General features: G+C 54.0%; 13 protein-coding genes. 9 read left to right on the top strand and 4 right to left on the bottom strand.

The window, feature by feature from the left end; translation table 11 throughout:
• Together ACJHW7_RS16965 and ACJHW7_RS16960 are read right to left on the bottom strand one after the other, a co-directional pair.
• The coding region (locus ACJHW7_RS16965; protein WP_000014991.1) for a DUF6531 domain-containing protein at positions 1-330 on the bottom strand (330 nt) is incomplete at its 3' end.
• A gap of 242 nt (positions 331-572) precedes the next feature.
• Complete coding sequence (locus ACJHW7_RS16960; RefSeq protein WP_000424924.1) at positions 573-779, bottom strand: YbfA family protein; 207 nt, start codon at positions 777-779, stop codon at positions 573-575.
• Between the two features lie 311 nt (positions 780-1,090).
• Between ACJHW7_RS16960 and kdpF the strand changes: the two genes are divergently transcribed.
• Genes kdpF through kdpE form a run of 6 tightly spaced genes read left to right on the top strand, consistent with a single transcriptional unit; the run spans position 1,091 to position 8,856 of the window.
• Positions 1,091-1,180: a K(+)-transporting ATPase subunit F gene (gene kdpF / locus ACJHW7_RS16955; RefSeq protein WP_001272653.1), complete on the top strand. Its 90-nt coding sequence runs from the start codon at positions 1,091-1,093 to the stop codon at positions 1,178-1,180.
• Positions 1,180-2,853, top strand: a complete 1,674-nt coding sequence (gene kdpA, locus ACJHW7_RS16950; RefSeq protein ID WP_021556593.1) for a potassium-transporting ATPase subunit KdpA — start codon at positions 1,180-1,182, stop codon at positions 2,851-2,853. The genes kdpF and kdpA overlap by 1 nt, the downstream gene beginning before the upstream one ends.
• Positions 2,854-2,875: 22 nt before the next feature.
• Positions 2,876-4,924 (top strand): potassium-transporting ATPase subunit KdpB, encoded by a 2,049-nt coding sequence (kdpB, locus tag ACJHW7_RS16945; RefSeq protein ID WP_021556592.1) that lies wholly within the window; start codon positions 2,876-2,878, stop codon positions 4,922-4,924.
• Between the two features lie 8 nt (positions 4,925-4,932).
• On the top strand, positions 4,933-5,505 hold the full coding sequence (kdpC, locus tag ACJHW7_RS16940; RefSeq protein ID WP_001307675.1) for a K(+)-transporting ATPase subunit C: 573 nt from the start codon (positions 4,933-4,935) through the stop codon (positions 5,503-5,505).
• The gene (gene kdpD, locus ACJHW7_RS16935; RefSeq protein ID WP_021556591.1) at positions 5,498-8,182 is read left to right on the top strand and encodes a two-component system sensor histidine kinase KdpD; all 2,685 of its coding nucleotides are present in this window, start codon (positions 5,498-5,500) and stop codon (positions 8,180-8,182) included. Before kdpC ends, kdpD begins: the two co-directional genes overlap by 8 nt.
• On the top strand, positions 8,179-8,856 hold the full coding sequence (kdpE, locus tag ACJHW7_RS16930) for a two-component system response regulator KdpE (RefSeq protein WP_000186102.1): 678 nt from the start codon (positions 8,179-8,181) through the stop codon (positions 8,854-8,856). Before kdpD ends, kdpE begins: the two co-directional genes overlap by 4 nt.
• A 162-nt stretch (positions 8,857-9,018) precedes the next feature.
• On the opposite strand, the gene pgm is transcribed toward kdpE, so the two are convergent.
• Positions 9,019-10,659, bottom strand: a complete 1,641-nt coding sequence (pgm, locus tag ACJHW7_RS16925) for a phosphoglucomutase (alpha-D-glucose-1,6-bisphosphate-dependent) (protein ID WP_001297249.1) — start codon at positions 10,657-10,659, stop codon at positions 9,019-9,021.
• A 25-nt stretch (positions 10,660-10,684) separates the two neighbouring features.
• A complete protein-coding gene (gene seqA / locus ACJHW7_RS16920) occupies positions 10,685-11,230 on the bottom strand; it encodes a replication initiation negative regulator SeqA (RefSeq protein WP_000848387.1) in 546 nt (181 codons plus the stop codon).
• Between the two features lie 184 nt (positions 11,231-11,414).
• Here seqA and ybfF point away from each other — a divergent pair, with 184 nt between their 5' ends.
• The 3 genes from ybfF to fldA all read left to right on the top strand — a co-directional run bounded on the left by ybfF (position 11,415) and on the right by fldA (position 13,282).
• Positions 11,415-12,179 carry an esterase gene (gene ybfF, locus ACJHW7_RS16915; RefSeq protein WP_000773297.1) on the top strand — a complete coding sequence of 255 codons (765 nt, stop codon included), beginning with the start codon at positions 11,415-11,417 and terminating at the stop codon, positions 12,177-12,179.
• A gap of 139 nt (positions 12,180-12,318) precedes the next feature.
• Positions 12,319-12,612: a LexA regulated protein gene (ybfE, locus tag ACJHW7_RS16910; protein ID WP_001300829.1), complete on the top strand. Its 294-nt coding sequence runs from the start codon at positions 12,319-12,321 to the stop codon at positions 12,610-12,612.
• Positions 12,613-12,751: 139 nt separating this feature from the next.
• The gene (fldA, locus tag ACJHW7_RS16905; RefSeq protein ID WP_001018618.1) at positions 12,752-13,282 is read left to right on the top strand and encodes a flavodoxin FldA; all 531 of its coding nucleotides are present in this window, start codon (positions 12,752-12,754) and stop codon (positions 13,280-13,282) included.
• Positions 13,283-13,441 lie beyond the last annotated feature (159 nt).

The raw sequence follows: 13,441 nt of genomic DNA, 5'->3' as shown, positions 1-13,441 counted from the left end.
TGTGTTATCGCGCAGCTGTAAGCGGATATCCGCAGGCATTTTCCAGCCGGGGCCGAGGCTCCCCACCGGCGCGGGCGTTTTTGTCCGGTAACTGCTGTAGGTGCGGGAGAGAATGAACGGCAGCGGGGCGGGCAGGGCGATGTCGGTTTCACCGGGAAGGACCTTTGCACCGAGCAGCGGATTGACCGGATGGCCGGACGTCACCCCGCCGGGGCACACCGAACAGGCCACGCCGGTGGGGGCACCAATACGTACCCCGGCTGAACCCTGGACAATGCTACCGCCATACTGCGTCATGTCGCCCTGACGCGCCGCCGGTTTTCCGCTCATCTGCTCATCCTTGTATTATCGGGTTATTTGTCCGCTGACAGGCAAAACCCTACAGATTTATAAGAAAGCCTTAAGTGAGATATCCGTCAGATAGAAACAATTAGGAAAATATTTATATATATTTCATGAATATATGTTTCGATTGGTATAACGGTGTCTAAATATTCCTCTGAACATCTTCCTGATACAAAAAACCGCCAGCGTTTCCGCTGGCGGTTTTCAATGTATTCAGAACTCAGCAATCAATAAAAATCACCGGTTGCCTTTTCGGCCTGATCCATCCACACCGGTTTATCGCTGGTTTTCGACCAGACGCGATGCAGGTAGCTGTAAAAGCGGGCGCGGTCTTTCCAGAAAAGCATGAAAGGCAGCGCCAGAACGCCCGCTGCAACCGCATAAGTACGGCGTAAAAAGATAAGCCATGCTGGATATTCTCTGTAGAGTTCCATACTTTTCTCCCCCTTTTGTATCTACCCGGTGAATGGCACCGGAAAATGAATTTGTTTATCTGATGAAAATAGTACCGCCTTTTGTGTAATTTTACTACTCATCCGACCACTTATTTTTGCTTATTGATGGTTTATTTACATTCACCCTGTAATTAAGTTACACAAAAGTTAAATTAATACTAAACATTAGTTAAATCATGGCTTTTGCCATTTTTATACTTTTTTTACACCCCGTCCGCAGATTTTTGCGAAATCTTTGCAGCCAGAATTCTACCCTTCCGGTATCACTTTTAGGCCACTGGAGGTGCACTGTGAGTGCAGGCGTGATAACCGGCGTATTGCTGGTGTTTTTATTACTGGGTTATCTGGTTTATGCCCTGATCAATGCGGAGGCGTTCTGATGGCTGCGCAAGGGTTCTTACTGATCGCCACGTTTTTACTGGTGTTAATGGTGCTGGCGCGTCCTTTAGGCAGCGGGCTGGCGCGGCTGATTAATGACATTCCTCTTCCAGGTACAGCGGGCGTTGAACGCGTACTCTTTAGCGCGCTTGGCGTCTCTGACCGTGAGATGAACTGGAAGCAGTATCTCTCAGCCATTCTTGGCCTGAATATGCTGGGGCTGGCGGTGCTGTTTTTTATGTTGCTCGGTCAGAACTATCTGCCGCTTAATCCGCAACAACTGCCGGGGCTGTCGTGGGATCTGGCGCTGAATACCGCCGTCAGCTTTGTCACCAATACCAACTGGCAAGCTTACAGCGGTGAAACCACGTTGAGCTATTTCAGCCAGATGGCGGGTTTAACGGTGCAAAACTTTCTTTCTGCCGCCAGCGGGATTGCGGTGATTTTTGCCCTCATCCGCGCGTTTACCCGCCAGAGCATGAGCACACTCGGGAATGCCTGGGTCGATCTGCTACGCATCACGTTATGGGTGCTAGTCCCTGTGGCGTTGTTGATCGCACTGTTTTTTATTCAACAAGGTGCGCTGCAAAACTTTCTGCCCTATCAGGCAGTGAATACCGTTGAAGGAGCGCAACAGCTGTTACCCATGGGGCCAGTAGCTTCTCAGGAAGCGATCAAGATGCTCGGTACTAACGGCGGTGGCTTCTTTAATGCCAACTCGTCGCATCCGTTTGAAAACCCAACCGCACTGACCAACTTCGTGCAGATGCTGGCGATCTTCTTGATCCCAACAGCGCTGTGCTTTGCCTTTGGTGAAGTGACGGGCGATCGCCGCCAGGGGCGCATGTTGCTGTGGGCGATGTCAGTGATTTTTGTCATCTGCGTAGGCGTGGTGATGTGGGCAGAAGTTCAGGGTAATCCTCATCTGCTGGCGCTCGGCGCAGACAGCAGCATCAATATGGAAGGTAAAGAGAGCCGTTTCGGCGTGCTGGTCAGTAGCCTGTTTGCGGTCGTGACTACGGCGGCGTCCTGTGGCGCGGTGATTGCGATGCATGATTCGTTTACCGCTCTCGGTGGCATGGTGCCGATGTGGCTGATGCAAATTGGTGAAGTGGTATTCGGCGGTGTCGGTTCTGGTCTTTACGGCATGATGCTGTTTGTCCTGCTGGCGGTGTTTATTGCCGGGCTGATGATTGGTCGTACACCGGAATATCTGGGTAAAAAAATCGACGTACGTGAGATGAAACTGACTGCACTGGCGATTCTGGTCACCCCGACGCTGGTGCTGATGGGCGCGGCGCTGGCAATGATGACCGACGCCGGACGTAGCGCCATGCTCAACCCTGGCCCGCATGGTTTTAGCGAAGTGCTGTACGCCGTGTCATCCGCCGCTAACAACAACGGCAGCGCCTTTGCCGGATTAAGCGCCAACTCTCCGTTCTGGAACTGTTTACTGGCGTTCTGCATGTTTGTCGGTCGCTTCGGGGTGATTATCCCGGTGATGGCAATTGCCGGTTCGCTGGTGAGTAAAAAGAGCCAACCCGCCAGCTCCGGCACGCTGCCAACGCACGGCCCGCTGTTTGTTGGCCTGTTAATCGGCACCGTGTTGCTGGTTGGCGCACTGACCTTTATCCCTGCCCTGGCGCTTGGTCCGGTGGCGGAATATCTCTCCTGATGATATTGAGTGAGCACTGAATATGAGTCGTAAACAACTGGCGCTATTCGAACCAACACTTGTCGTTCAGGCGCTGAAAGAAGCGGTGAAAAAATTAAACCCGCAGGCGCAATGGCGCAATCCGGTGATGTTTATCGTCTGGATCGGCAGTCTGCTGACCACCTGTATTAGCATCGCGATGGCAAGCGGTGCGATGCCCGGCAATGCGCTGTTTAGCGCGGCCATTAGCGGTTGGCTGTGGATCACCGTACTGTTCGCTAATTTCGCCGAGGCGCTGGCAGAAGGCCGCAGTAAAGCGCAGGCCAACAGTCTGAAAGGGGTGAAAAAAACTGCTTTTGCTCGCAAGCTGCGCGAACCGAAATATGGCGCTGTGGCAGACAAAGTTCCTGCCGATCAACTGCGTAAAGGTGACATCGTGCTGGTAGAAGCTGGCGATATTATCCCCTGCGATGGTGAAGTCATTGAAGGCGGCGCATCGGTCGATGAAAGCGCCATCACCGGGGAATCGGCACCGGTGATCCGTGAATCCGGTGGCGATTTTGCCTCCGTCACTGGCGGCACGCGTATTCTTTCTGACTGGCTGGTGATTGAGTGTAGCGTTAACCCCGGCGAGACATTTCTGGATCGGATGATCGCGATGGTGGAAGGCGCACAGCGACGTAAAACGCCGAACGAGATTGCCCTGACCATCCTGCTGATTGCCCTGACTATCGTCTTTTTACTGGCAACCGCCACGCTGTGGCCGTTTTCTGCGTGGGGCGGTAATGCAGTCAGTGTAACGGTACTGGTGGCGCTGCTGGTCTGTCTGATCCCAACCACTATTGGCGGCCTGTTGTCAGCGATCGGCGTCGCCGGGATGAGTCGGATGCTGGGCGCGAATGTGATTGCCACCAGCGGACGTGCAGTTGAAGCGGCAGGTGACGTTGACGTTCTGCTGCTGGATAAAACCGGCACCATCACACTCGGTAACCGTCAGGCATCGGAGTTTATCCCTGCGCAGGGCGTGGATGAAAAAACGCTGGCTGACGCCGCACAACTGGCTTCGCTGGCTGATGAAACGCCGGAAGGCCGCAGTATTGTGATCCTCACCAAGCAGCGTTTTAACCTGCGCGAGCGCGATGTGCAGTCGCTCCATGCCACCTTTGTACCGTTTACTGCGCAAAGCCGGATGAGCGGGATCAACATCGACAACCGCATGATCCGTAAAGGTTCTGTCGATGCCATTCGCCGCCATGTTGAGGCTAACGGTGGTCACTTCCCTGCCGATGTTGATCAAAAAGTCGATCAGGTTGCGCGTCAGGGGGCCACGCCGCTGGTGGTGGTGGAAGGTTCTCGTGTGCTGGGCGTTATTGCGCTGAAAGATATCGTTAAAGGCGGCATTAAAGAACGCTTCGCGCAACTGCGCCAAATGGGCATTAAAACGGTGATGATTACCGGCGATAACCGTCTGACTGCCGCCGCGATAGCTGCAGAAGCGGGCGTCGATGATTTCCTCGCCGAAGCGACACCGGAGGCCAAGCTGGCATTGATTCGTCAGTATCAGGCGGAAGGTCGTTTGGTAGCGATGACCGGCGACGGCACCAACGATGCTCCGGCGCTGGCGCAAGCAGATGTCGCGGTGGCGATGAACTCCGGTACTCAGGCGGCGAAAGAAGCGGGCAATATGGTGGATCTCGACTCTAACCCGACCAAGTTGATCGAGGTGGTGCACATTGGCAAACAGATGCTGATGACCCGTGGCTCGCTGACCACCTTCAGCATTGCCAACGATGTGGCGAAATACTTCGCCATTATTCCGGCGGCGTTCGCGGCAACGTATCCGCAGTTAAATGCGCTGAACATCATGCGCCTGCATTCGCCCGACTCCGCCATTCTCAGTGCGGTCATTTTCAACGCCTTGATTATCGTCTTTTTGATTCCCCTGGCGTTAAAAGGTGTGAGTTATAAACCGCTTACCGCTTCTGCCATGTTGCGCCGTAACTTATGGATTTACGGTCTGGGTGGGCTGCTGGTGCCGTTTATTGGTATCAAAATCATTGATTTACTGCTGACCGTTTGCGGTCTGGTGTGAGGTTTACCATGCGTGGATTACGTCCGGCGTTATCGACATTTATCTTTCTGTTATTGATTACTGGCGGCGTTTACCCGCTGCTGACCACCGCGCTGGGGCAATGGTGGTTTCCCTGGCAGGCCAACGGTTCGTTGATCCGTGAAGGTGATACGGTGCGCGGTTCGGCATTAATCGGGCAGAATTTTACCGACAACGGCTATTTTCAGGGTCGCCCGTCGGCAACGGCAGAAATGCCCTATAATCCACAGGCTTCTGGCGGGAGCAATCTGGCAGTCAGTAACCCGGAGCTGGATAAACAGATAGCCGCACGCGTTGCCGCATTACGGGCCGCTAACCCGGATGCCAGCACGAGCGTTCCGGTTGAACTGGTGACGGCATCGGCAAGCGGGCTGGACAATAACATCACCCCACAAGCGGCGGCCTGGCAGATCCCACGCGTAGCGAAAGCGCGTAATCTCAGCGTTGAACAGCTCACGCAACTGATCGCAAAATACAGCCAACAACCACTGGTGAAATATATCGGCCAGCCGGTCGTCAACATTGTCGAACTCAATCTGGCGCTGGATAAACTTGATGAATAACGAACCCTTACGTCCCGACCCCGATCGTCTGCTGGAACAAACTGCCGCGCCGCATCGGGGGAAGCTGAAAGTTTTCTTCGGTGCCTGTGCAGGCGTCGGGAAGACCTGGGCGATGCTGGCGGAAGCCCAGCGACTGCGGGCGCAAGGGCTGGATATTGTGGTTGGCGTGGTAGAAACCCACGGGCGGAAAGATACCGCCGCAATGCTGGAAGGGCTGGCTGTTCTGCCGCCAAAACGCCTGGCGTACCGTGGGCGGCACATCAGCGAGTTTGATCTCGATGCTGCCCTCGCCCGCCGTCCGGCGCTGATCTTAATGGACGAACTGGCGCACAGTAATGCGCCAGGTTCTCGTCATCCTAAACGCTGGCAGGATATCGAAGAACTGCTGGAAGCTGGCATTGATGTTTTCACAACCGTCAACGTTCAGCATCTGGAAAGTCTGAATGATGTGGTCAGCGGCGTCACCGGAATTCAGGTACGGGAAACCGTGCCCGATCCTTTTTTCGATGCCGCCGACGACGTGGTGCTGGTGGACTTGCCCCCGGACGATCTGCGCCAGCGGCTGAAAGAAGGCAAAGTCTATATTGCCGGGCAGGCGGAGCGCGCCATTGAACATTTTTTCCGCAAAGGCAATCTGATCGCCCTGCGCGAACTGGCACTGCGCCGTACTGCCGATCGCGTTGATGAGCAAATGCGCGCCTGGCGGGGGCATCCTGGCGAAGAGAAAGTCTGGCACACGCGCGACGCGATCCTTTTATGCATCGGCCATAACACCGGCAGTGAGAAACTGGTCCGCGCGGCGGCGCGGCTGGCGGCGCGGCTGGGTAGCGTCTGGCACGCGGTGTATGTTGAAACCCCTGCCCTGCATCGCTTACCGGAGAAAAAACGTCGGGCAATTCTCAGCGCCTTACGTCTGGCGCAGGAGCTGGGCGCGGAGACGGCAACACTTTCTGATCCAGCGGAAGAGAAAGCGGTAGTGCGTTATGCCCGTGAACATAATCTCGGCAAGATTATTCTCGGTCGCCCAGCCTCGCGCCGCTGGTGGCGTCGGGAAACGTTTGCTGACCGACTGGCGCGCATCGCCCCCGATCTCGATCAGGTGCTGGTCGCGCTTGATGAACCACCCGCCCGCACGATTAACAACGCGCCGGATAGCCGCTCTTTTAAAGACAAGTGGCGGGTACAGATTCAGGGATGCGTGGTTGCCGCCGCGTTATGCGCCGTTATCACCTTAATTGCCATGCAGTGGCTGATGGCGTTTGATGCCGCCAACCTGGTGATGCTGTATCTACTTGGCGTGGTGGTGGTGGCGCTATTTTATGGACGCTGGCCTTCGGTGGTTGCTACCGTCATTAATGTGGTGAGTTTCGATCTCTTTTTTATCGCCCCACGCGGCACGCTCGCCGTCTCTGATGTGCAATATCTGCTGACCTTCGCGGTGATGTTAACCGTCGGGCTGGTGATCGGGAACCTTACTGCGGGTGTGCGTTATCAGGCACGGGTAGCCCGTTACCGCGAGCAACGCACACGGCACTTATATGAAATGTCGAAAGCTCTGGCGGTGGGCCGCAGTCCGCAGGACATCGCCGCCACCAGCGAACAATTTATTGCCTCCACGTTTCATGCCCGCAGTCAGGTGTTGTTGCCCGATGACAACGGTAAATTGCAGCCGTTAACACATCCGCAAGGAATGACGCCGTGGGACGATGCCATCGCGCAGTGGAGTTTTGATAAAGGCCTGCCTGCGGGTGCGGGCACCGACACGTTACCCGGCGTGCCGTACCAGATTTTGCCGTTAAAAAGCGGTGAGAAAACCTACGGGTTGGTGGTGGTGGAACCGGGGAATCTGCGCCAGTTGATGATCCCGGAACAGCAGCGCCTGCTGGAGACGTTTACGCTGTTAGTCGCCAATGCGCTTGAGCGGCTGACGCTGACCGCCAGCGAAGAACAGGCGCGGATGGCAAGCGAACGTGAACAGATCCGCAACGCCCTGCTGGCGGCGCTTTCGCATGATTTACGCACTCCGCTCACGGTGTTGTTCGGTCAGGCAGAAATCTTAACGCTCGATCTGGCAAGCGAAGGATCACCCCACGCCCGCCAGGCCAGCGAGATTCGTCAGCATGTGCTGAACACTACCCGACTGGTGAATAATCTACTGGATATGGCGCGAATTCAGTCCGGCGGCTTTAATTTGAAGAAAGAGTGGTTAACGCTGGAAGAAGTAGTCGGCAGCGCGCTGCAAATGCTGGAACCGGGTTTATCGTCGCCCATCAATCTTTCTCTGCCAGAACCGCTGACCTTAATCCACGTTGACGGGCCACTCTTTGAACGGGTGCTGATTAATTTGCTGGAGAACGCAGTGAAATATGCGGGTGTGCAGGCCGAAATTGGTATCGATGCCCACGTTGAGGGCGAAAATCTACAACTGGATGTCTGGGATAACGGCCCCGGACTTCCGCAAGGCCAGGAGCAGTCGATTTTTGATAAGTTTGCTCGTGGGAATAAAGAGTCGGCAGTCCCGGGTGTAGGGCTTGGGCTGGCAATTTGTCGGGCGATTGTGGATGTACACGGCGGCACCATTACCGCGTTCAACCGACCGGAAGGTGGTGCCTGTTTTCGTGTTACACTTCCCCAGCAAACCGCTCCTGAACTTGAAGAATTTCATGAGGATATGTGACAAACGTTCTGATTGTTGAAGATGAACAGGCTATTCGTCGCTTTCTGCGCACGGCGCTGGAGGGCGACGGGATGCGCGTCTATGAGGCCGAAACGCTGCAACGCGGCTTGCTGGAGGCGGCTACCCGTAAGCCAGATTTGATTATTCTCGATCTTGGCCTGCCCGATGGTGATGGGATTGAGTTTATCCGCGACCTGCGCCAGTGGAGCGCGGTGCCGGTGATTGTGCTTTCCGCACGCAGCGAAGAGAGCGACAAAATCGCCGCGCTGGATGCCGGAGCGGATGATTATCTAAGTAAGCCGTTTGGCATTGGCGAATTGCAGGCCCGTCTGCGCGTCGCTTTACGCCGCCACTCCGCCACCGCCGCGCCCGATCCGCTGGTGAAATTCTCCGATGTTACCGTCGATTTAGCCGCCCGCGTGATTCACCGGGGTGAGGAAGAGGTGCATCTCACGCCGATTGAGTTTCGCCTGCTGGCAGTGCTGCTCAACAACGCCGGAAAAGTGCTCACCCAGCGCCAACTCCTTAACCAGGTGTGGGGGCCAAACGCGGTCGAACACAGTCATTATTTGCGTATTTATATGGGACATCTGCGACAAAAACTGGAGCAAGACCCGGCCCGGCCTCGCCATTTTATTACTGAAACTGGGATTGGTTATCGGTTTATGCTTTAGGGGCTGAATTGCCGGATGCGGCGTGAACGCCTTATCCGACCTACAAAATAGCGCAAATTTAATATATTGCACCATCCTCGCAGGCCTGATAAGCATAGCGCATCAGGTAGTCATAAGTAAAAAAGGGCGATCTTGCGACCGCCCTTTTTTTATTTAATGTGTTTACGCGTTTTTCAGAACTTCGCTAACAATCTCAACCGCTTCTTTCTCAATCTGCTTGCGATGTTCTTCACCGAGGAAGCTTTCGCAGTAGATCTTATATGCGTCTTCCGTGCCTGACGGACGCGCGGCGAACCAGCCGTTGTCAGTCATCACTTTCAGACCGCCAATAGAAGCACCGTTGCCCGGAGCAGCAGTCAGGCGCGCGGTGATCGGGTCACCAGCCAGGGTGCTGGCGCTCACCATTTCCGGAGACAGCTTAGACAGCGCCGCTTTTTGTGCGGAAGTCGCAGCTGCCTGCAAACGGTTGTAGCTCGGCGCACCAAAGCGTTTTGCCAGTTCGTTGTAGTGTTCCTGCGGGTTCTTACCGGTGACAGCGGTGATTTCCGCCGCCAGCAGACACATGATGATGCCGTCTTTGTCGGTGGACCACGGCGTGCCGTCGAAACGCAGGAAGGAAGCCCCTGCGCTCTCTTCGCCGCCAAAGCCGAAGCTGCCGTCGAACAGACCATCAACAAACCATTTGAAACCTACCGGGACTTCTACCAGTTTACGGCCCAAGTCGTTGACCACACGGTCGATCATCGCAGAAGAAACCAGCGTTTTACCAACGGCAACATCTTTGCCCCACTGCGGACGATGCTGGAACAGGTAGTTGATTGCCACCGCCAGGTAGTGGTTCGGATTCATCAAACCTGCCGGAGTGACGATACCGTGACGGTCATAATCCGGGTCGTTAGCAAACGCCAGATCGAACTTATCACGCAGTGCCAGCAGGCCCGCCATCGCACACTCGGAGGAGCAGTCCATACGGATCGCGCCGTCTTTATCAAGGTGCATAAAGCGGAAGGTTTGATCGACCTGATCGTTAACGATGGTCAGGTTGAGGTTGTAATACTCGCCAATACGCTTCCAGTATTCGATACCGGAACCGCCCAGCGGATCAACGCCAAGCGTCAGGCCCGCTTTCTGAATCGCCGCCATATCAACGATATCGGCCAGCCCTTCCACGAACGGCTGCACCAGATCCTGCTCTTTCACATGACCGGATGCCATCGCTTCGTCGAGGGAGATACGCTTCACGCCTTTCAGGCCATCGGCCAGCAGTGCGTTGGCACGATCTTCCACCACTTTAGTGACGTTGGTATCAGCCGGGCCACCATTTGGCGGATTGTACTTGATACCACCATCTTCCGGCGGGTTATGGGACGGTGTAATCACGATACCGTCTGCCAGCGGGCCACCTTTTTTATTGTGAACCAGGATGGCATTGGAAACGGCAGGCGTCGGGGTGAAGCCATTGTTTTCCTGCACAATAACATCTACGCCGTTCGCTGCCAGCACTTCCAGAACGGAAATAAATGCAGGTTCGGACAGGGCGTGAGTATCTTTACCCACATAGCAAGGGCCAGTGATGCCGTTTTTCGCACGTTCTTCAGCAATTGCCTGAGCGATCGCCAGAATGTGCGGCTCGTTAAAGCTGTGCCGCGCTGCACTGCCACGGTGACCGGAAGTACCGAATTTCACCGCGTGCTCCGCATTCCCTGCTTCTGGTTTCAGTACATAATATTGCGCCGTCAGTTGGGCGACGTTAATCAAATCACTCTGTTGTGCAGGTTGGCCTGCACGATTGTGGATTGCCATTGCTTTGTCCTTTGTCTGCAACGTTTTAGATAGTTCCGCAAACCTTCTCAATCAATTCCGCCGGGAATTGCATCGACTGCATGATGTGTTCGATCATGCTGCATTTACGGCCGGTGTTGGTGTTGGTGATCACCCAATACGGCGTGCCTGGCACATGTTTCGGCTTGGTCTGATTACCATTTTTCAGCAGCGTTTGTTCATCTGCCGCAAAGTAAACGCGTGTACGACCGTGCAACGATTCCGTTGCTTCGGCAAACGCCTGGGCGTCAAGAGAATATAGTGTAGACAACAGCAGCATAAAGCGATTGACCGCTCGCTTTTGCTCTGCGTATTCATCCGAAAGCAGAAGTTCACGCATTGCGCGAACCTTGTCTTTAATCGTTTTGACCGGCTTCGCTTCGACGATAGCAGGTGACGCAACGCGAACCTCTTTCGTCACCGGAGCAGCAGGCTGTGATGCGGCGGAAAATTTCAACATACGCCGTAAAATGTCGGATGCGCTCTCGCCGATATGCTTAGTGTGGCTGGCAATATAGCTGTAGAGTTCATCATCAACTTCAATCGTTTTCATCTTAATCCAGTGCAGTGTCTTAGCTGAATACAAGTCGCCAGGAGTATATGAATAAATCCCGGCAGCGGATAGCGTCAAGCCTGGCTTGCAGAAAAACTCGGAATAAACCTTATTTGTTGCAGCCCTGTGGCACAATGGTCAACATAATACCCTAACCCGACAACGCGAAAAAAAGAACTTTGCCATGAAATTGAATATCCGCGCGCAAACTGCACAAAACCAGCACAATAATTCTCCCATCGTTCTTGTCCATGGTCTGTTTGGCAGCCTCGACAACCTTGGCGTACTGGCTCGCGATCTGGTAAACGATCACAATATCATCCAGGTTGATATGCGTAACCACGGTCTTTCACCGAGAGATCCGGTAATGAATTACCCGACGATGGCGCAGGATCTTGTTGATACCCTGGATGCACTGCAGATCGACAAAGCAACATTTATCGGTCACTCCATGGGCGGTAAAGCGGTAATGGCACTTACTGCACTGGCCCCCGATCGCATCGATAAACTGGTGGCGATCGATATCGCACCGGTCGACTATCACGTACGCCGTCATGATGAGATTTTCTCGGCTATCAACGCGGTCAGTGAATCGGACGCACAAACTCGCCAGCAAGCAGCAGCAATAATGCGCCAGCATCTTAATGAAGAAGGGGTGATTCAGTTTCTGTTGAAATCTTTTGTTGACGGGGAGTGGCGCTTTAACGTGCCGGTATTGTGGGATCAGTATCCGCATATTGTGGGTTGGGAGAAAATCCCGGCATGGGATCACCCTGCCCTGTTTATCCCTGGTGGTAATTCTCCGTATGTTAGCGAGCAGTACCGTGATGATTTACTGGCACAATTTCCACAGGCACGGGCGCATGTGATTGCAGGCGCGGGTCACTGGGTCCATGCTGAAAAACCGGATGCGGTATTACGCGCTATCCGTCGCTATCTCAATGATTAACGCAACTGATTAAAAACCCAGCGTCCGCGTCGCTTTCCGCGCGTGGGCGTTGGCGTGACTCATCGCGCTGATGTATTATGGCGCGCTATCCATCCGGGCAGAGGCCTGGCTGATTGTTTCCCCCGAAGTCACCAAGATCATGGCCAAAGAACAAACGGACCGTACGACATTAGATCTGTTCGCGCACGAGCGTCGACCGGGACGACCGAAAACAAATCCGCTTTCGCGCGATGAACAGCTGCGTATTAATAAACGCAACCAACTAAAACGCGACAAAGTACGTGGCCTTAAGCGTGTCGAACTGAAGCTGAACGCGGAAGCTGTCGAGGCGCTGAACGAGCTGGCGGAATCGCGCAATATGAGCCGTAGCGAACTGATCGAAGAGATGTTAATGCAGCAACTGGCGGCGCTGCGTAGTCAGGGCATCGTTTAAATTTCCACTTTCATGTAGCACAGTGTGCAGTCCTGCTCGTTTGCTGATTCCGCAAGACTGCCTGTTCTGCTATGATTGCCTTTATCCGTGGGCAATTTTCCACCCCCATTTCAATAAGTTTCAAGAGGTTATTTCACTCATGGCTATCACTGGCATCTTTTTCGGCAGCGACACCGGTAATACCGAAAATATCGCAAAAATGATTCAAAAACAGCTTGGTAAAGACGTTGCCGATGTCCATGACATTGCAAAAAGCAGCAAAGAAGATCTGGAAGCTTATGACATTCTGCTGCTGGGCATCCCAACCTGGTATTACGGCGAAGCGCAGTGTGACTGGGATGACTTCTTCCCGACTCTCGAAGAGATTGATTTCAATGGCAAACTGGTTGCGCTGTTTGGTTGTGGTGACCAGGAAGATTACGCCGAATATTTCTGCGACGCATTGGGCACCATCCGCGACATCATTGAACCGCGCGGTGCAACCATCGTTGGTCACTGGCCAACTGCGGGCTATCATTTCGAAGCATCAAAAGGTCTGGCAGATGACGACCACTTTGTCGGTCTGGCTATCGACGAAGACCGTCAGCCGGAACTGACCGCTGAACGTGTAGAAAAATGGGTTAAACAGATTTCTGAAGAGTTGCATCTCGACGAAATTCTCAATGCCTGATGTGATGCGGCGTAGACTCATGTCTACGCCGTATTAATAGATAATGCCAATCAAAATAATTGCTACAAATTTGTAACTTTTGCTGTTGTACCTGTACAATGTCCCGGTGTTCAAGTGGCCTTGCCGTTGTAAATGTAAGCTGTGCCACGTTTTTATTAA

The organism is Escherichia sp. WS1152, from assembly GCF_046487665.1.
Taxonomy (GTDB): domain Bacteria; phylum Pseudomonadota; class Gammaproteobacteria; order Enterobacterales; family Enterobacteriaceae; genus Escherichia; species Escherichia coli.
This window is presented reverse-complemented; position numbering and strand designations above follow the sequence as displayed.